Annotated in this window: 16 protein-coding genes and 1 pseudogene; 3 read left to right on the top strand and 14 right to left on the bottom strand. The window is 53.6% G+C overall.

Annotated elements, in window-relative coordinates:
- Positions 1-13 precede the first annotated feature (13 nt).
- The 4 genes from F1379_RS29670 to F1379_RS01610 form a co-directional block, all read right to left on the bottom strand.
- Complete coding sequence (locus F1379_RS29670) at positions 14-184, bottom strand: hypothetical protein (protein WP_162551053.1); 171 nt, start codon at positions 182-184, stop codon at positions 14-16.
- Positions 185-257: 73 nt separating this feature from the next.
- Positions 258-806 (bottom strand): hypothetical protein, encoded by a 549-nt coding sequence (locus F1379_RS01620; protein ID WP_150265613.1) that lies wholly within the window; start codon positions 804-806, stop codon positions 258-260.
- 20 nt (positions 807-826) lie between these two features.
- On the bottom strand, positions 827-2098 hold the full coding sequence (locus F1379_RS01615) for a M16 family metallopeptidase (RefSeq protein WP_150265611.1): 1272 nt from the start codon (positions 2096-2098) through the stop codon (positions 827-829).
- Positions 2099-2358: 260 nt separating this feature from the next.
- Entirely contained in the window at positions 2359-4338 is a 1980-nt protein-coding gene (locus F1379_RS01610) for a GTP-binding protein (protein ID WP_150265609.1), read from the bottom strand.
- A 143-nt stretch (positions 4339-4481) separates the two neighbouring features.
- Here F1379_RS01610 and F1379_RS01605 point away from each other — a divergent pair.
- Both F1379_RS01605 and F1379_RS01600 read left to right on the top strand, forming a co-directional pair.
- Positions 4482-4712 (top strand): annotated as a pseudogene (locus tag F1379_RS01605) (SDR family oxidoreductase); the annotation flags it as partial.
- A gap of 82 nt (positions 4713-4794) precedes the next feature.
- On the top strand, positions 4795-5778 hold the full coding sequence (locus F1379_RS01600) for an S-layer homology domain-containing protein (protein ID WP_150265608.1): 984 nt from the start codon (positions 4795-4797) through the stop codon (positions 5776-5778).
- Positions 5779-6161: 383 nt separating this feature from the next.
- Here the strand turns inward: F1379_RS01600 and F1379_RS01595 are convergent, their stop codons facing one another.
- The 4 genes from F1379_RS01595 to F1379_RS01580 all read right to left on the bottom strand — a co-directional run bounded on the left by F1379_RS01595 (position 6162) and on the right by F1379_RS01580 (position 9161).
- Positions 6162-6581, bottom strand: a complete 420-nt coding sequence (locus F1379_RS01595) for a DUF4362 domain-containing protein (protein WP_162551052.1) — start codon at positions 6579-6581, stop codon at positions 6162-6164.
- An 85-nt stretch (positions 6582-6666) separates the two neighbouring features.
- A complete protein-coding gene (locus F1379_RS01590; RefSeq protein ID WP_150265603.1) occupies positions 6667-7308 on the bottom strand; it encodes a hypothetical protein in 642 nt (213 codons plus the stop codon).
- A 12-nt stretch (positions 7309-7320) separates the two neighbouring features.
- Entirely contained in the window at positions 7321-7842 is a 522-nt protein-coding gene (locus F1379_RS01585) for a matrixin family metalloprotease (protein WP_150265601.1), read from the bottom strand.
- A 554-nt stretch (positions 7843-8396) separates the two neighbouring features.
- Positions 8397-9161: a hypothetical protein gene (locus F1379_RS01580; RefSeq protein ID WP_203457004.1), complete on the bottom strand. Its 765-nt coding sequence runs from the start codon at positions 9159-9161 to the stop codon at positions 8397-8399.
- Between the two features lie 249 nt (positions 9162-9410).
- Between F1379_RS01580 and F1379_RS01575 the strand changes: the two genes are divergently transcribed.
- Positions 9411-10442, top strand: a complete 1032-nt coding sequence (locus tag F1379_RS01575; protein WP_150265599.1) for a CdaR family transcriptional regulator — start codon at positions 9411-9413, stop codon at positions 10440-10442.
- A 435-nt stretch (positions 10443-10877) separates the two neighbouring features.
- Here F1379_RS01575 and F1379_RS01570 read toward each other — a convergent pair whose 3' ends face one another.
- The 6 genes from F1379_RS01570 to F1379_RS01545 all read right to left on the bottom strand — a co-directional run bounded on the left by F1379_RS01570 (position 10878) and on the right by F1379_RS01545 (position 19004).
- Complete coding sequence (locus F1379_RS01570) at positions 10878-12020, bottom strand: glycerate kinase (RefSeq protein ID WP_150265597.1); 1143 nt, start codon at positions 12018-12020, stop codon at positions 10878-10880.
- Between the two features lie 34 nt (positions 12021-12054).
- Positions 12055-13350, bottom strand: a complete 1296-nt coding sequence (locus F1379_RS01565) for a GntP family permease (protein ID WP_150265595.1) — start codon at positions 13348-13350, stop codon at positions 12055-12057.
- A 377-nt stretch (positions 13351-13727) separates the two neighbouring features.
- Positions 13728-14645: a GNAT family N-acetyltransferase gene (locus tag F1379_RS01560; RefSeq protein WP_150265593.1), complete on the bottom strand. Its 918-nt coding sequence runs from the start codon at positions 14643-14645 to the stop codon at positions 13728-13730.
- Positions 14646-14748: 103 nt separating this feature from the next.
- On the bottom strand, positions 14749-15093 hold the full coding sequence (locus F1379_RS01555) for a DUF1648 domain-containing protein (RefSeq protein WP_162551051.1): 345 nt from the start codon (positions 15091-15093) through the stop codon (positions 14749-14751).
- Positions 15094-15388: 295 nt separating this feature from the next.
- Entirely contained in the window at positions 15389-17656 is a 2268-nt protein-coding gene (locus F1379_RS01550; protein WP_420850466.1) for a Tex family protein, read from the bottom strand.
- Positions 17657-17795: 139 nt separating this feature from the next.
- The gene (locus F1379_RS01545) at positions 17796-19004 is read right to left on the bottom strand and encodes an MFS transporter (RefSeq protein WP_150265587.1); all 1209 of its coding nucleotides are present in this window, start codon (positions 19002-19004) and stop codon (positions 17796-17798) included.
- Positions 19005-19092: the final 88 nt, after the last annotated feature.

The following is a 19092-nucleotide window of genomic DNA, read 5'->3' as shown; positions in this document are numbered from 1 at the left end:
GTATTGGAATGTATTAGGTCTTGCTGATGGTTAAGCTAATCCCTTCCTGCCCTTCGGTTGAATCTACCAGGAAGCTTTCTTCTTCAAAAACATGGGCCAAATCGGTGTTGTTCAAAATGACCTTGCCGTCGACGATCTGCACATCATTGCGCTTGAGCGTGAGTTTCTTGCTTTCCTCAGCCATTGTAAAACCTCCTAAAATGTAGTTGTTTGCTATTTTCACACTTGGGAGCGTTGATAACGATGGGATAATCCTCTTACTCTTTAGTGGGAGAGAAGGCTGTGATCAGGGTGTATTTCTGTTTGTCCTCCGCCTCCGCGTCCTTACAGTTGGTTTCCAGCTTCTCTATTAATTCATGCAGCACTTTGGCTTCCTGAATTACAGCCTCAGCGTCGGCATGCGATAACTCCACGGTAGTCAGTGTAATGTAGTTCAAATCCTCGCCTTTAAGGGAGACGACGATATCCTCCAGTGCACCCGCCAGCTTCTTGGCGTAGAACAGCTGTGTTTCGGTCTCTTGAATCTTGATGTCCGCATGGGTGCTTTCATTCTGGACGAAGAAATACTTCTCGTTCATTCCCATGTTGTCTTCTTCCGTAAAGCCCAGAACCCCGGTTTGGACCAAATAGTCTACGTAATGCAGAATCTGGATTTTGTGGACTTTTAACGATTTGGCAATCTGTTCGATCGTTTTTTTATCACCGTAAATAAAGGAAATTATCGATGTCAGCGTACCGCTGTCGAGCCGCTCACTATTGCAGTCGTTGACATACTCACCCAGACTTACCTTCAGTGTCTTCTCCACAGAATAATCCCCTTTCGTTATTAGAGAGTGAATCTATTCACAACTTTGTCTATGTCACATTTTCCGATGCACGCAAGGCCGATGTTATCCGAATTGATAAAATCCTTGATCTTGAGATTGATGTCCTCCAGCGTAATCTGTTCAATGATGCGGATCTCATTGTCGGGCGAGTATGCATATTGGCTGGTCGCCATCTTCAGCAACTGGTCGGATTGCTTTTTCAGGTCATTCTTCATATAGAGCTTCTCCGTGATTACATTCTTCTTGACCTTTAACAGCTCTTCCTCGGTAAAACCCTGCTCCCTCATCTCATTGAGGCTCTCCAGAATGATCTCCACGACCTGCTCTGAATTCTCCGATTTGAAGACCGAGGTTACGCCAAAGGCCATGAACTGCTTGATAATGCTGCTGAATCCGCCCAGATTGTAGGATAACCCCGTTTCCTTCCGGAGGACATAGCCCATTCTCTTGCTAAGCGACGGATTACACAGCGCATACAGCATTAACTCCAGCACATTGGATACCAGGTCATAATTCTCGTTGGTGATCTTGCGGAAGCAGACGGAGACAACCGCGTTCTCCCCCTGGTAGTTGGGATTGAAATAAATGCTGGCTGATTTCTGCACGGGCTCGAAGTATTGCTTCGTAGGCACATCCTTCAGATCACCGAAGCATTCCTCGATCAGCTTGGAGACCTTGGAATAATCAATATCGCCGAAGATCGCGATTGCCGAATTCTCCGGTGTATAGACATTGTTAATCTTCTCCACAATTTCATCCATTTCAAAGCCTCTTACACATTCTTTCTTTCCAACTACGATACGGCCTATACCGCTCTCGCCATACAGAGACTGAACGGCCCTGTCCGATATTTGATTAAAGGATGAGTAATAGGATACCAATTCTCTTTCTACAATGTTCTTCTCATTCTCCAGAATCTCATTGGTGAATCTGGTGTTGTTGAAGACGATTTCCTTCAGCAAATTCAGGTAGGTTTCCAATCCTGTAGCTAATCCGTTTATGTAAAAAGCTGTGCTCGATTTATCCGTTCTGGCATTGTAGGAGGCCCCGTACAGCAGCAAATCATTGTAATACTTATTGATCTTCGGGTTCTCGTCGTTATTGCTGATCAGCATATGCTCTATAAAATGGGAAATACCATTATTGTCATCACTCTCGTTCATGCTGCCCTGGTTAACAACAAGACCGACACTCACGACCTTGATCCGCGGTTCCCGGTGCAGCATCACTCTAATCCCGTTGTCCAGGTAATAACTCATGATTTCAAACAATGATATATCCCCTCTCCAAGCGATATAAAATAGAGAAAAAAGGTTTCATAACCGATATAATCAAATTATGCATTTCCAATACTTAACATGTCAATATTTTACTTTTTAATCTTTCACAGCGTTAAAGCATTATTTAAGCAAAATACAAAGAAAAACACAGTCCCAGCAACGGTTTGTGCTGAAACTGCGTTCCGGAAATTCAATATGGAGTTCACATTGTCTGGGAACTAAGCGGGCAGGTCCGGTCCCCCATACGACTGCTACCCCTGCAGCGCATTGCGCACGCTTAGGATATATTTGGCCTGGTCAAGGGGGTTCACGCCCCGGCGGGTGCGCTCGGCGCTGACATCCGGCGGGCATTCCTCATAGCCCGCGAAGAACGAGGTGAACGTACTCCGCCCCTTGGTGAAGGAGCTTAACGTCACGGGGTAATCGAGCGACGTCGCCAGCGGCAGCCGTCCCTCGATGACCATCCGCCCGCCCTGCAGCACGGGCGGCTCGAAGCTGCCGCGCATCTGCACGAGGTCGTTCATCACGCGGCCGCCGTTCTCCTCCGGCACGACGATGCGTACGGCGAGCACCGGCTCCAGCAGCTTCGTGCCGGTGCGGGCCAGCCCGTCCATAAGGCCCATCGGCGTGGCGACGGCGAAGTCGAGCGGATGGGTGTGCCACACATGGTGGTTGCCCTCCACCAGCGTCACCTTCAGGTCGGTGACCTCCCAGCCGCGCAGGCCCTGCTGCAGCGCCTCCGGCACGCGGCGCGCCGTCTCGCTCTGGTACTGCGGCAGGAGGTCGGAGCTGCGCACGACCGACTCATAGACGAGCCCGCTCCCCCGGGGCAGCGGCTCGATCTTGAAGCGCAGGATCGCCCAGCACGGCTTCGGCATCAGATAAGCGACGTAGCCCTCGCCCGCCTGCGCGGGCGTCTCTTGATAGATCACCGACGGCTGGCCGAAGGTGACCTTCAGGCCGTAGCGTTCCGCCAGCACGCTGCCCAGGACTTCCAGCTGGATCGGCCCCATCACCTTGATGTGCAGCTCCCGCTCATCCGGCAGCCACTGCGCGTCCAGCAGCGGATCTTCGTCCGCCAGCTCCTGCAGCGCGGCTATCACCTTCTGGTCGTCGGTGTCCGCCGGCCAGAAGACGCGCACCGTCAGGAGCGGCACGGCCAGCTTCGCCTCCTGCGGGATCGCATCCGGGCTGCCCAGTACATCGCCGATACGCACGCCGGCGAGCCCGTACAGGACGGCGATATCGCCGGCGGCCAGCTCGCCGACATCCTCGGCCTTGCCGCCCTCCACCTTGCGGATCTGCGTCACCTTGGCCTGCACATCCTGCGTATGAATCCTCACCGCATCGCGGTTGCGGATGGTGCCTTCATACAGGCGGACATACGCCATGCGTCCCATGCTTTTGTCGCGCTGAATGTTATACACGATCCCGGACACCGGCTGCTCCGGATCTCCCCCCGCCCGGGGCAGGTAGTCGATCATCGCATCAAGGAGTTCCCGGATGCCCAATCCTTTGGCAGCCGCTCCGTATACCAGCGGATACAGCCGCCCTGCAGCCGTCTCCGCCTGCAGGTGCGACTTCCAGACGGCAAGCTCCGCAGGCTCGCCGGACATGTACAGATCGAGCAGCCGCTCATCCCGCTCGGCCAGTGTCTCCAGCAGCCCGGTCCGCTCTGCCGAATCCCCGGGTTCACTCCACAGATCTGCCGCCCCTGTATAGGATTGTTCACTTCCCAGCGGCCGCTGCACCGGAATAATAGCGTCGGACAGATAGGTCCGCACCTGCTTGAGCACAGCCTGCGGGTTCGCCCCGGTCCGGTCCATCTTGTTGACGAAGATCAGGGTGGGAATCCCCAGCTTGCGCAGCGCATTCCAGATCATCTCACTCTGTGCCTGCACACCCTCGACCGCCGACAGAACCAGCACCGCACAGTCCATGACCCGCAGACTCCGCTCTACCTCGGACAGGAAATCGACATGTCCCGGCGTATCGACCAGATTGACCTGCACGCCCTTCCAGCTGAAGGAAGCCAGTGCCGCACGGACCGAGATCCCCCGCTGACGTTCCACTTCCAGCGAATCCGTCACCGCCGTCCCGGCGTCAACGCTCCCCAGCGCCCGCGTCCGTCCGCTTTCATATAGAATATGCTCTGTTGTCGTTGTCTTCCCGGCATCGACATGGGCGAAGATCCCGACGTTAATCCGCTCTGTTCTCTGCTGCATAGCCATCTATGTTCTCCTCTGTCCTAAGCGTTCAATATGATATAGCGCTATCATTCCTAAGTGTACAGCCAAAGCAGCCTTCCGTTCAATCACCGGCCGCAATATAATACTGGTTCACCCCGGGTGCAGCGGGTATTAGTTACTGAAGTTGTCCCGGATCAATCGACACCAAAATTGGCGATAATACGTACAAGAGCGAAGATGTGGAGGAAGTCAAGATTCCAGTGGAATTCCCGGACGGCGGCCATCCGCTGGAGCAGGCGCCCGGCAAGCCGGAGCAGGTGGCCAATCTGGTGCTGTTTCTGGCTTCGGACGAATCGTTCCATGTGACGGGGACGGAGATTTTTGTGGATGGGGCTGAGTTGCTGCTGCGCGGTTAGTCACATAAATTTTCGATTTTTGTCTCCGTCCTGCAACATTTTGCCGTCTTCCATCATCTAAGGATACAAGAGGTGAGGCACAATGAGAAAACCATCCTACCAGATGTCCGCTAAAAAAATGATGATAGCGTGCAGCATTCTGGCAGCCAGCGTATCTTTCGGTACATCGGCGTTTGCATTTTCCGATCTGAAGGGCCATTCGGCCGAAGCCAAAATTGAGTCCCTGCATAAGCAGGGCATCGTAAACGGTGTATCCAGCGACAAGTTCGCCCCGAAATCCAAGGTGACCTACGCGCAGGGCGTACTGTTTATTGTCAACGGCCTGAAGCTGTCGCCTGAGGCCGGCAGCACTGCCAAAGCCAGCGACTACTTCGACAAGGTCAAGGATAAAGCATGGTATGCATCCGCCTTTGTTGCAGCCAAGGAAAGCGGGCTGACTCTGGACAAGACTGTGGACCCGAACGGGGTGATGACACGCGCCCAGTTCGCACATCTGCTGACCCAGGCCCTGCAGAGCAAGGGTAACTTCCCGGTTACTCTGATGTATGCAATGGTAACTGACGGCAGCAAGCTGTCGAACGCGGAAATGAACAGCCTGCAAATCCTGATTAATACGAAGATTGTCACTCTGGAAAAGAACGGCACCTTCCGTCCGACCGATGCAGTTACCCGCGCCGAAGCGGCGGAATGGCTCCATGATGCGGCGAAATTCGCCAAGGAGGTAATTGGCACGGACAACGGAAATGAAACCCCGTCCTATGAATATGACGCAACCGTGAATTTGGAGAAAGCGGGCGAAGGCGTCAACAAAGCCACCGTCACCGTTAACAATCTGCCGAATCCGGGCTATGGCCTGAAGATTGACAAGATTGAATTCAAGGACAAGTCAGCTGTTATTTACTACCGCGTAACGAAGCCCGCTCCAGGCGGCATGTATCCGCAGGTGATCTCCAGCGCTTCTGCGGTAACGTATCTGCCGGATGGCTATACGGCGACAGTGAAGAGCCTGACGAGCCCGAATGAAAATGCAAGCTCAAGAACCTTGCCGGCTAACCCGACGAAGTAAGTAACCAGAATTCCGGACCGGGGCGGGCCCTGGAATCCGAGATCAGGCTGGCGTCTTGCGGATGGATAGCACTCACGGACGCTTGCACAGGATCAACGGACGTAGTGACCCAAAGCCCCATTGGCAACAACAAACAGGCCGTATTTCCGACAATCGGGAAATACGGCCTGTACTATGTTCTGCCACCGCTTCCCCCCCGATTAATGTTAATACAGTCCGTTTAGCGGGGGAGACTGTATAACTTGCCGCAAAGAAAAGCTGCTACCGCGTTACACAGGCAATGAATAGAGCAGTCATTCCGCCAACTCCCCGTCTGTTCTTTGCCCTCCGTGAAGTCGCCGGCTTCACCGTTATCATCAGCTAAGAATGAGAGACTGGTTTTATTACCTCTGTTGTTTAACATAAAAATGATTCCCTATCAGCTCATCTTCACAGTCACTTAAAGTAAAGATAGCTTCGTTTTCGATTATATACTTACACTGAGTGTTTACCTTTTTTCTTTCACCAAACTCATCCTCACTGCTGTCAAACGTATAGGAAATCGTATTCTGCTCACTAGTATATTCAAGAGTATGGAATATGGGATCTCCCTCATCCGTATAATTCACTATTTTAACACGTGCATTTTCATCATTATCTACTTTATCAATAAACAGCTCGAACTTCTCATAATTCATTACCCCATCATTACTAAAAACTACGTATCCTTTTTCTGCTGCTTCATCGGACTTCAACGACTTAGAACAAGCGACAACGAAAAAAGTTAGAAATAACAAAACAATAAAGAATCTTTTTAAGTTCATATTTATCACCCCCACCATTTTCTATAAAATGTGATAGAACGTCTAAAGAAAATCCTAGACGTTCTATCACAAAAGGAATATTTAATTATTCTAAGTTCAAATCAATAAGCGATCGAACTTCAGTCAATTCTTGTTGTTCGACAGCTGCAGGTACTAGTAAATCACCACTCGCTTCATCAATGTTAAATTTCCCTTGATAGACTCCCGAGATTACGAAGGCACCTTGCGCTTCAGGAATTGGGCCTTCATATTTTTTAAGGTAAACTACGGCCTTATCACCACTTTTTAAAACACTCGAATCTTCAAATACATATTCCGTATTATTATAGTTTCCACCTGTTTCCAGGATGTTTACGAAAGAGCTTATAACGTCACCTTTATAGTTTTCTACAACATTTGCCGTCGAAACCGTGAATACTACTCCCTCATACTCAAAAGATTTTGAATTAATAACCTCCACTTTATAAATAGCTTCTGAATCGTAGGTAAGTTCAGTGACTGTATTATAATTATTTGCTAAGTCTCCATGATAACGTATAATATCGTTAGTATGTGAAGACGGTTCATTGGTTGTGTCATTTACTAAGATTTGATTGTTTTGTCTTAGTTCATTTGCACTAGAGTGTACATGGGAAGCCTTCCTATTATCATTAATAATGAATACGATTCCAATTAGTAATACTACTGCAATAATAGAACCGAAGATTTTGTTTTTTTGATTTTTCATAGTGCCCTCCGTTTAGTAAAGTGATTCAACACCTTGAATATCGTCAAGTTGTGGGGTAACAACGACTCTTCCGTTAAGAGAATTGCACATCAGAGTCCATGGATCAGTGGTGTGACCTAAACCAAAAACATGGCCCAGTTCATGACCAAAAACACCTTCGCGATCTACAGCACTCATGCTCCCCATATAGTGACGATTTGCTCTCACTTCATCTAAGTAATCGTAACTACTAAACTGGACATGGTGGTGATCCGTTGTAGCATTCCACCCAGTAGCACCATAATCATTATCTGAAAAGTGAATTTCTTTAGAAGTTGAGTTTGATGCGGTATAAGTCGCACCAACCGCTCTTGACCAGTCGGTCATAGCTGCAGAGGCTGGGCCGCTATAATTTGCAGATAAAGTTGAATAATAAGTGAAATTCATATCCGGAAAAGGTTTACCATTATCTGAATAAGTGTACGCAAAAATACTTGAGGGAAGAACCGTGAGTAATATTAAAGATCCAGCAATTAATGATACAGTTTTCTTCATGTATTAGTCTCCTTCTCATCTTTTGTAACTCAAGTTAAACCCCAGCGCCGTTTCTCAAGTATACTCATCCATAATATATTTTAAATGATATTTTATTCCTATTTTACATTTCACATCCATGTTATAAATGTCGTTTTATGTATTATATTATAATTTTTAGAGCCACATTGTTTGTCGAATACACCTATCATTAAGACATCTCTAAAAAAAACAGGTTAAACTGTTTTCTTTTAATAGTTAAAGGTCTCACTACGATATTGAATAGTGTCCTCGAATGCTACCCTATTCAGTACTTTTGGCTAAATAGAGCTTCAGTTAATTTGTCTGTGCCAGTAAAAAAGATCTTTAATGGCCTCAACAAGAACTGGCTGCACTCGTTCCGGACCAAACGCACGAATCTGATTATCACGGAATAATCTGTCCACCGGCTAAAGGAGCAGGAACGTCGCTTGGAGTCCCTAATCATGCATGCCAAAAGGAGGCTGCACCGGATATCGGTGTAGCCTCCTCCTTTGCGGTGAACGCGGGTATCGCATTCTTGTGTCATAGCAAGGCTACGGCGTCCACTGGTCATGCACAATGCCGACGAGCGCATGGTCCCCGTCCATCTTCTCGAACACCAGCCGCAGACTGCGCCAATCCATGCCTTCTACCGCAGGATCAATGCCGTCGATGTGGTATTCTACGAAGTCATGGGTCTCCGCCGGATAGACCTCATTGATATTATTCACCGTCGTTCCCTGCCCGAGTCCCTGGTTAAGGGCAATCTCCGCATCGCTGAAGAAATCGGCGTCATACACAAATTTCTTATAATAATCAGCAAAGGTCAGCTCGATCAGCTCACCGGACCCGGCGAACTCCCGCCATACCCGTTTGGTATTATCGTCCATTGCGCTGCCCAGCTCATCCCGTGTGAGCACAATATCCCTCTGCACATCGACATAGGCGTAAGGGGAGAAGCGTACTCCCCGGTCCGGGTGAGCCCAGGCCGCCACCGTTTCCATATCGCCGCGGCTCAGCGCCCGCAGCACCGTCTTCGCCGCTTCCAGCGCAGTCGGCGGCTGCCCCTCGTCCGGCACTTCAGGTGCCGCTGTTCCGGCAGGAGCTGTCGCGCCGGCCTGGCTGACTGTGGCCGCCGCTGTGGCGGAAGCCTGCGACGAAGTCGCCGCCGGGCTGGCGGATGGTGCAGCCGTTAGCTGCCCCCCCGTCTGCACCGGCGTTTCAGCCGGAGCGGAGCCTTTTTCGCCTGCGGCCGCGCAGCCGGCAAGAAGCAATAGGCCTCCCGCCAACGCTAGGTGTACTGCCATACGATTTCGCATTGTATCCCTCCTCAGTCTGGTCCATAATCCTCTGACGGCTCCGGGCTGGATAAAGTTTCAATGGGCGCAAATTTAGGCCAACGGACCCTATAACGCTTATTTTCGCCATCCCCCCAAATAAGCACATATTCTGGACATCATAATCCAAACAACCGCACACAGCCGCCCCTATGCTTTCATCCTACCGGCAAATGAAATATACTTTGTTCATATGCACAATCTGTAACCCCGAGAAGGAGCGTGTTCCCTTTGTTTCAGCTATCCGAGAAGCAGGCTCAGGAAATTGTCGATAAAATGATGATGGACATCCCCTATAATATCAACATCATGAACCATCAAGGCATTATCGTCGGCAGCGGCACCAGAGAGCGGGTCGGTACCGTCCACCGCGGGGCCGTCAAGGCTCTGGCCACCGGGACCATGGTCGAGGTGTGGGAGGACGGCCGGTATGAGCGGAAAGGCACCAACGAGCCCATTGTCATTGGCGATACCCGGGTCGGCGTAATCGGCATTACCGGCAATCCCGATGAGGTTCGCCCGTTCTGCAATATTGTGCGGACCACCGTCGCGCTGCTGATTGAGCAGAAGAACGCCCTGGAGGATCTAGCCAATGCGGCGAGCCGCAAGAAAGCCTTCCTCGAGCAGCTGCTGTCCCATCAGGGTGCATACACGCAGAAGCAGAAGAAGGAGGCCGCTGCTGCTTATCATATCGACCTCCATCTGAGAACAACCGTGCTGTACATCAAGCATTGGCAGCCGGATGAAGAAGAGGCCAAGCTGGCGCTGCGGCAGCCCTCCTTCCAGCTGGAGGAAGGAGTCTGGCTGGTCCTGGTACAGAACCCGGCGGAGTGCGACAAGCTGACCGCCCAGATTCTCGGCAGCGGCCCCACGGTCCGGCTCGCCGCCGGTCTGGAGGAAGCAAGCATTGCCGCAAGCTATACCCAAGCCAAATCGGCTATGGGTATTCTTGAGGCGCTGAAGCCGGCTGCACCGTCCATCCGCTATGCAGACACTGAATTTCTGGTGCGGCTGAGCCAGGCGGGACTGACCGATGAACCGAACAATGCCGCCAGACTGGAGGATACCTTCGATCTCCTGGAGACGCTGCAAAGCTTTATTAACCATAACTGCAGCGTTTCCCATACGGCGGATGCCCTGAATATTCACCGCAACACGCTGCAATACCGCCTGAAACGGATCGAGAGCATAACCGGCAAAGACCCGCGCAATATTCTGCAGCTGTTCGAGCTGACGTACGAGCTCCTGGCGATGTATAGCTAAACCGAACACACCACCGCAAGCTTGTTACCGAGACCTAACTGAACAAGCTGAAATTTTTGAAATGTAACATGTGGTTTTGTCATGAGGTTTGTATAATTCTTCTTTTGGTCAACCTGAATAGTTGGAAAATCGCTACTTAATTTCACCAATCTGGAGCTTTTCACCAATCTAATTGGAAATTAACCACTTAAAATGGTTGAAAATTATCCATCATACCAATAAGATCCTGATTAAGTGGCGATAATCCAACAAGATTGCAAAAATCCACAAAAACATGAAAATTAGTGTGCGAAAATCGATCTATTTGAATTGGAGACTAGTAAAGAAAAAGCGCGACCGCATGATTAATCACCAACTAGCAAATAGGGCGATCCCTGCAGCCATTCTCACGGCCTCCGGGACGCCCCTTCGCACAAATTTCAATTGCAGATCTTTCTATTCGCCCAGCTTCAGCACTCTGCCGATATTCTCCAGCGTCCGCTCCACATTGGCCGGGCCTTCGGCCAGCAGCTTGTCGAGGGCGGAAGCGCCGGGAACGATGCCGAATACCGCATCGATGCCTTCGCCATACAAGGTCTCGATCCCTTCGCCGATGTAACCGGCCACGGCGATGACCCGCTTGCCGCTGGCTTTGGCGGTGCGGGCGACCCCGAACGGCGTCTTGCCGAACTTGGTCTGGAAGTCGATGCCGCCCTCGCCGGTGAATACCAGATCCGCGTCCGCCATTTTCTGCTTCAGACCGGTGTATTCAATGACAATTTCGATGCCCTTGCGCAGCTCGGCCTGTGTGAAGATCATCAGACCCGCACCCAGCCCGCCGGCTGCACCGGCGCCCGGCAGATCGCGGACATCCTTGCCGAGCTGCTGCTTGACCACCTCTGCATAATGGGCGAGATTCGCGTCCAGCTGCTTCACCAGCTCCGGCGTAGCCCCTTTCTGCGGGCCGAACACATGGGAAGCGCCGGTCTCGCCGCACAGCGGATTGGTCACATCGCAGGCTACGATCAGCTGCGTCCCGGAGAGGCGCGGATCCAGCGCGGAGACATCCACCGTTGCCAGCCGGTCCAGGCTGCCGCCGCCGCGCGGCAGCGGTTCCCCGGCCTCGTCCAGGAAGCGGACGCCCAGCGCCTCGGCCATGCCGGTGCCGCCGTCGTTGGTCGCGCTGCCGCCGATGCCGATGATGATCTTGCGGATGCCCTGGTCGAGGGCGGCCCGGATCAGCTCACCGGTGCCGTAGGTGGTCGTAATCAGCGGATTGCGGTCCGCCTTATCGACCAGCTGGATACCGCTGGCGGAAGCCATTTCAATCGCCGCGGTCTCCCCGTCGCCAAGGATGCCGTAGCTGGCGGAGACGGGAATGCCGAGCGGGCCTGTCACCTGTACTTCCACCAGCCGGCCTCCGGAAGCATCGACCAGCGACTGTACGGTGCCTTCACCGCCGTCCGCCATCGGAACATGGATATATTCGGCCTCCGGATAGACTTTACGCAGCCCCCGTTCCATGGCTACACATACTTCCTTCGCCGTCATGCTCTCCTTGAAAGAATCCGGTGCCAATACAAATGTCTTGTTGCCCATTTCTCTCACCCCATATGATTGATATGATATCGAATTAGAACAGGAAGCCGTATACAAGCGTTGCCACAATCGTCATCGTTCCGCCGACAATGGCCTCGTAAGGAATCAGGCCCATACGTTGCTTGATCGTCATCTTCATGCTGTCCGCCGTAACGTGGAAGTAGTTACCTTGCGGCAGGGAGTCAATGACGGTTGCCCCGGTATGCACCATTACGGCTGCGGCCAGCGGTGCAGTGCCCATATCCAGGATGGCTTGTCCGAACGAGCCTGTCGCCAGAATAACACCGGTTGACGTAGAAGCTGTAGCTGCGGCCATCAGAATACCGGCGATCGGTGCAAGGAACGTTCCGGAAATCCCGGAAGCTTCAATCAGACTAACCACCTGCGTGGACAGGTCGGATGCCGAAATCAGACCGGCAATGCCGCCCGCACCGATCAGGATCAGGACGGTAGCTGTCATTTTGGTCAGACCGGAAGAGGTATACTGCAGAATCTTGTTGCCTTGGCCCATGGCCAGCATTCCGATGATTCCGGCCAGCGGCAGGATGTAAAGCGCATCCACCTTGAAGTTCGCCAGAGCGTCGATACCGGACAGCGAGCCAATCGGATTGATCATGAGCAGCACGACCGCTACGAGCGGAGCGACGATGGCTTTGCCCAGCGGCGGATACTTGGATGTATCCGCATTCCCGTTAACCGCTTCCTGGTCGGAGACCATTACGCCCTTCTTCTTCAGCAGCGAAGCGACAATAACTGTTACGATCAGTCCGAACACCGCCGGAACCAGTCCGGCCAGCATCACATGGCTCAGATCCAGATCGAAGCCGCGCGCTGCGGCAATCGTATTGGGATTGGGCGAGATGATATTCCCCGCCTTGCCGCCGCCGGACAGGGCCAGCAGCAGGGCCAGCTTGGAGATGCCCATCTTGTTGCCGACCGACAGCGCGATTGGAGCGACAATCAGCACGGCCACCGGAATGAACACGCCCACCGCCGTAATAATCATCGTGGCCAGCGCCAGCGCCAGAATGGCTTTACCGCCGCCGAATTTGCGGACAATGGCCTGGGCGATGGTCTCCGCAGCCCCCGATTCCATCATAACACCGGCCAGTACGCCGGCCGCCAGTACACGCAGCACCGTGCCCATGACACTTTGGGTACCGCTTACAAGAACGTTAACCGTCTGCTCCAGATTGGCGCCGCCGATCAGCGCCCCGACAATCGCCCCCAGAAACAGCGCATAAACCGGATTCAGTTTTTTCAGTATAAGGATAATGGCTAAAGCCAGACCCGCCAATGCTCCATACCAGCCAATTGTTAATCCTTCCATGATGTCGACCCCCTATAGCACTTGTTGAATACGGTTTCATTGTAACGCTTTCGGCGGATGAAAAATATTGATGAACAGACGAAATGCATTGTGCAGTTGACCAACGTGTTTACCAGTAAATAGGTGGATTTTAGCCTGTATAGGATTACCCTATCTTCGAAAAAGAATACGCCAGTTGACCTTCAAACCTGCGACAGCCCTGGATATAGTCAGCAAAAAGCGGCTGCCGCACCCGATAAGTAGGCGCTTGCAGCCGCTGGCACGCAGAGCTTGTGTGAATTATGTTCAAAAGCAGAAAGGGTAGCCTTCCGGCAATGAAACCGGGTTATAGCAGATAGCGCTGCAAGCTTACAGCAGCCTTGTCCGCCGGCGACGGCTCAATTCAGCCTGGTATAGAAACGCACTTCTTCTTCGCCCACCGCTTGAAATCCCAGTGATTGATACAGGGCCTGCGCCGAAGCATTGTCGGTGTGCATGACCAGCTGTGCCTTCTCCAGACCATGATCCTTCAGATAGCGCAGTGCTTGTACAAGTAACCCCCGGGCGATGCCGCGCCGTCTCCACGGCTCCCGTACGAATATATCCTCGATGATTCCGCTCTGATCTTCACGCCATACCAGCACACTGCCGGCAATTTCACCGGCTTCCCGTACAACAATGGCCGTAAACAGCGCATGCCCGCGGTATTCTTCCAGCCGCTCTGCGCCCAGTGCCGATTCCGGCCAGACCTCGGACTCCAGCTGAAGATAACTCGCGCGGTCAGCCTCCGTGCCCAGGCTCCAATATACTGGTTCCAGACCGGCAGCCAGCTCCGCCACGGGAAGCGGCCGGGTCAAATCACACTCCAGCGTATACAGATTATACAGCGGCTGGTACCCCAGACAGTCCGTGAAATACCGGTTATTCTGCTCCTCACCGGCATAGTTGCCTACACACAGAACGGTGCGGTATTCCGCCGGCAATTCTGCCGCCAGCTCCCGGGCCGACTTCAGCACCCGCTCGTACAGGGCGTCCAGCAGTCCCCGGTCTCCTTCCCGGCCGGGCCAGGTCTTGAGATTAAGGAACAGTTTATGCGTACCCTCCGGCGAGCGTCCGGGAGGCATGATATTGAACACGCCCACTTGGCCTTTGGCAACCATCCGCTCCCCTTCAAATGCACACCATACGTTAGACCAATTCCCCTCTTCGCCCACCCACCAGAACATCACGTTGCCGCTTGCTTTTACCTCTTCATACAATCCGCCCAGCGCCGGCAAATCCTCCTGGCGGTAATTCCGGATTTCGACTTCGCCCAATATGTCCTGCCACCTTTGCTGTTATTTTTCCAAATCGTAACATGGCCACACGCATATCGTAATGGAGAAGTCGGTTAAATTTGTTTTATACGGGGATTGATTTTCATGGGGCATACTGAAATATAATTCCGCACGAGAACAGCAGCAGGAAGAGCGGGATGAGAATAGAGGCAATACCCAGGACCAGTTTCTTATTTCCGGCCGGATCATAACCGGTATACCTCGGGGCTTTGTAGTGTAAGGCAAACAACAGCACGGCCACTCCCCATCCAGCCACCGCCAAATGAAGCAAATTCGTCTTATGGCCGTAGTTGTCGATGGTCCCGTTAAGGCCTATATGCAGCGGTATCCGCTCCGGAATCCGTCCCCAGAACAGATACAGAACCACCAAATGAATCACCGAAACCAGGCCGGACACATACAGGGAGACTCTCCTAAATCTGCTCATATACTCCTCCATACTTATACTCTAAGGGTATGTTTAATCCCGCGGCGTAACTTCGCTCCGGCTCTAAGTATCTAGAATATACAAGAGAATTCATATATTGGTTACTTTATTAAAATGACAGTGACGGCCGATAATCCTCCTTACGTATCTGGACAGCCAAGCCGTCATCCTCCCTGCCACGGCAAAAAGCCCGCGCCGTCATGCACCCGGCGCGGGCTTTCAATCATTCTGCCGGATCAGCTCCGGCAGAGGCTATACGAACTCCTGCCGGTGCTGATCCCGGCTTGCGTCCCTTTTATTTTCCGCTCCCCGCTTCGCTGCGCGGTGGGACCATTGTCAGGCTGACGCGGCCCTTCTTCAGGTCAACGCCCAGCACCCATACTGTGACGTTGTCGCCAACAGACACCACGTCCATCGGGTGCTTCACGAAGCTGCCCGAGAGCTGGGAGATATGCACCAGCCCGTCATTCTTGATGCCGATATCGACGAAGGCGCCGAAATCGATGACATTGCGGACCGTTCCCTGCATTTCCATGCCGGGAACGAGATCCTCGATCTTCAGCACATCCGTGCGGAAGATCGGCGCCGGCAGCTCCTCGCGCGGATCGCGGCCGGGACGCTGGAGACTCTCAAGGATGTCGCGCAGCGTCGGCACGCCGACATCCAGCTTCACCGCCAGCTCCTCCGCGTTCTGGGCGGCGAGCTCCTCGGCAACAGCCTTGTCGCCCAGCCGTTTCACATCCAGCCCCAGCTCGCGGAACAGGCGGTCGACTACCGGATACGATTCCGGATGGATCGGCGTCCGGTCCAGCGTGTTCTCCCCGCCGGGAATCCGCAGGAAGCCGATGCACTGCTCGTAGGACTTGGCGCCCAGGCGCGGTACCTTCTGCAGCTGCTTGCGGGTCGTGAACTTGCCGTTCTCCTCGCGGAACTTGACGATGTTCTTCGCGATGGTCGCGTTGACGCCCGCCACATACGAGAGCAGCGACGGGGACGCCGTGTTCACGTCCACGCCGACATGGTTGACGGCCGATTCCACCACGGCCTTGAGGCTCTCCTCCAGATGCTTCTGCGAGACATCATGCTGGTATTGCCCGACCCCGATCGCCTTCGGGTCGATCTTGACCAGCTCCGCGAGCGGGTCCTGCACGCGGCGGGCAATCGACGCGGCGCTGCGCTCCGCCACGTCGAGATCCGGGAACTCCTCCTGCGCCAGCTTGGAGGCCGAATACACGCTGGCGCCCGCTTCATTGACAATCAGGTACGCCAGATCAGGGTCGCCGATCTCGGCGATGACCTCGGCGGTGAACTGCTCCGTCTCCCGCGAGCCGGTGCCGTTGCCGATGACGATGAGCTGGATGCCGTATTTGGCAATCAGCTCCTTGAACTTCGCCGCCGCCTCGCGCTTCTTGTTGTTCGGCGGCGTCGGATAGGTGACCGCCACCTCCAGCAGCTTGCCGGTGTCGTCCACCACGGCCAGCTTGCAGCCGGTACGGTAAGCGGGGTCAACGCCGAGCACGTTTCTTCCCTTGACCGGCGGCTGCAGCAGCAGGCTGCGCAGATTGCCGGAGAAGATCGAAATCGCCTGCGTCTCGCCCTTCTCCGTCATTTCGCCGCGCACCTCGCGTTCCACAGACGGAGCAATCAGCCGCTTATAGGCGTCCTCGATCACCGACTCCAGCAGCTCCTTCACCGGGGACGGCCCTTTGATCACCTTCCGGGCGATAAAGGCATGAATTTTATCGACTGTAACTTCTATACCGACCTTCAGCACACTCTCGCGCTCACCGCGGTTGATCGCCAGAATGCGGTGCGGCGGCATCTTGTGCACCGGCTCGCGGTAGCTGTAATAGTTCTCGTAGACGCTCTCCTGCTCCGCATCCTTGGCTTCGGAGACCAGCACACCCTGGCTGGCCGTGTATTGGCGTACCCAGGAACGGATGGCCGGATCATCGGCGATGTTCTCGGCGATGATATCCAGCGCGCCCTGCAGCGCCTGGTCCGCCGTCTCCACACCCCTGTCTGCGTCGATATACTTCGCCGCTTCCTCCTGCGGGCTGCCCTGGCGGCGCTGCTCCATGATCCAGTCAGCCAGCGGCTCCAGCCCCCGCTCCTTGGCCACGCTGGCCCGTGTCTTGCGCTTCTGGCGGTACGGACGGTATAAGTCCTCAACTTCCTGCAGCTTGACCGCCTTCAGGATGCTTGCTTTCAGCTCGCCGGTCAGCTTGCCCTGCTCTTCAATGCTGCGGAGCACATCCTTCTTGCGCTCGCCGAGATTGCGCAGATAACCAAGACGCTCCTCGATATCGCGCAGCGCGTTCTCATCCAGCTCCCCCGTCATTTCCTTGCGGTATCTCGCGATAAAAGGAATCGTATTCCCCTCGTCCAGCAGTCCGACTGTAGTCCGGACCTGCTTCTGGCCGATGCCGAGTTCCTTGGCGATCGCCTGAATAATCGTTTCCTGCTCCTGCCGGGCGGCTGCCTCTTCCGGTGCCGCCGCAGAGCCAGTATTCTCTGCAGCCAATAGTATCCCTCTTTCTGCATACGTTCTGCTACTATACATAATCCATAATTCAAATAGTATCACAGATCGCGGCTGCACCAAAATATCAGCAAGACTCCGGAAAGGTAATCTGTAGCGCATTGCCCCGGTTCTTCACTGTGCCGTTATGCTGCTTGCTCTATATCCTAGCCTCCATACGCTATACTCTGGTTCTGACAGATCCAGCTGAACGCTTGCGGTACACCAGTGTCATCAGGAAGCAAAGCGCCAGCACGCCTGTAGCCGCCCAGTACGGAAAATTAAAGTCCAGATCGAACAGAAAGCCGGCGACAATCGGACCGGCGATGTTGCCGAGACTGGTATAGGCCGAGTTCATGCCCATCACGAAGCCCTGCTGCGATTCGTCCGCCAGCTTCGAGAGCTGTGTGCCGACAGCCGGACGCAGAATGTCGATCGACAGGAAGACAATGAACGTGACGGCGACGATCGCCCAGAAGCCGTGTACAAGCAAGGTCAGGCCGATAAACAGGGCAGCAATGAAGAGGCAAGCCGAGATCACCCGGCTCTCACCGAATTTATTCAGAATCCAGCTGAAGACAGTCACCTGGACCACGGCACCGGATATGGAGCCGAAGGTAAGGACAAAGGCAATGTCTTTGGGCGTAAAGCCGAATTTGTGGTCGACGAACAGACCGAATACTGTCTCATAATTGGCAAGTCCGAAGGAAAGCACAAATACAATTACCAGCCCAAAGAAATACGGCTCACGGTACGAACGGACCAACTGGGCGACAAGGCTCTCTTTGTTCGCCTTCTTCTCCACTCCCGGCACTGCAGCCGCTGCAGAGCGGGATTCGGGCAGTACCGCAAAGGTCACGACCGCCACGAAGGCTGCGGCAACGGCAGCGGCAAAGAAAGGCACGCGGATGCCGAACTCGGCCAGATAACCGCCGATTCCCGGTCCGATGATGAATCCGGTGGTGATCGCCGCATTGATCAGGCCCATCCCCTTGGCACGTTCGTCCATCGACGTGGTATCTGCCACATAAGCCATAACCGCCGGCATAATCATCGCTGCACCTACACCGCCAAGCATGCGGGAAATGAACAGCTGCCAGGGAGCATCGGCCAGCCCGAACAGCAGCTCGGACAGTGCAAAGATGATAAGCCCGCCGACAATAATATTTTTACGGCCCATCCGGTCCGACCATCTTCCGGCAATCGGCGAGATCAGCAGCTGGGTCAATGAGAAGGCGGCCACAAGTAATCCGACGATCCCGCCTCCGATCCCCAGCTCATTCATATAAGTGGGCATAATGGGGACGACCAGGCCGATCCCCGTAAACGCCAGAAAAATATTCACCATCAGGAGCAGCATCGCTCCCCGGTTTCTTAACAATAATGACATGGTGTTCCCTCCATCTTTCAGTGCAACCTTTCTGCAGGTTTGGATTCTATATCTTTTGCAACTTCCATTGTTTCCAGTCATACAAGAC

The sequence above is a fragment of the Paenibacillus tepidiphilus genome, from assembly GCF_008635795.1.
GTDB classification, from domain to species: domain Bacteria; phylum Bacillota; class Bacilli; order Paenibacillales; family Paenibacillaceae; genus Paenibacillus_AQ; species Paenibacillus_AQ tepidiphilus.
Note: the sequence above shows the minus strand (reverse complement) of the source record. Positions and strands in the feature narration are given on the sequence as shown.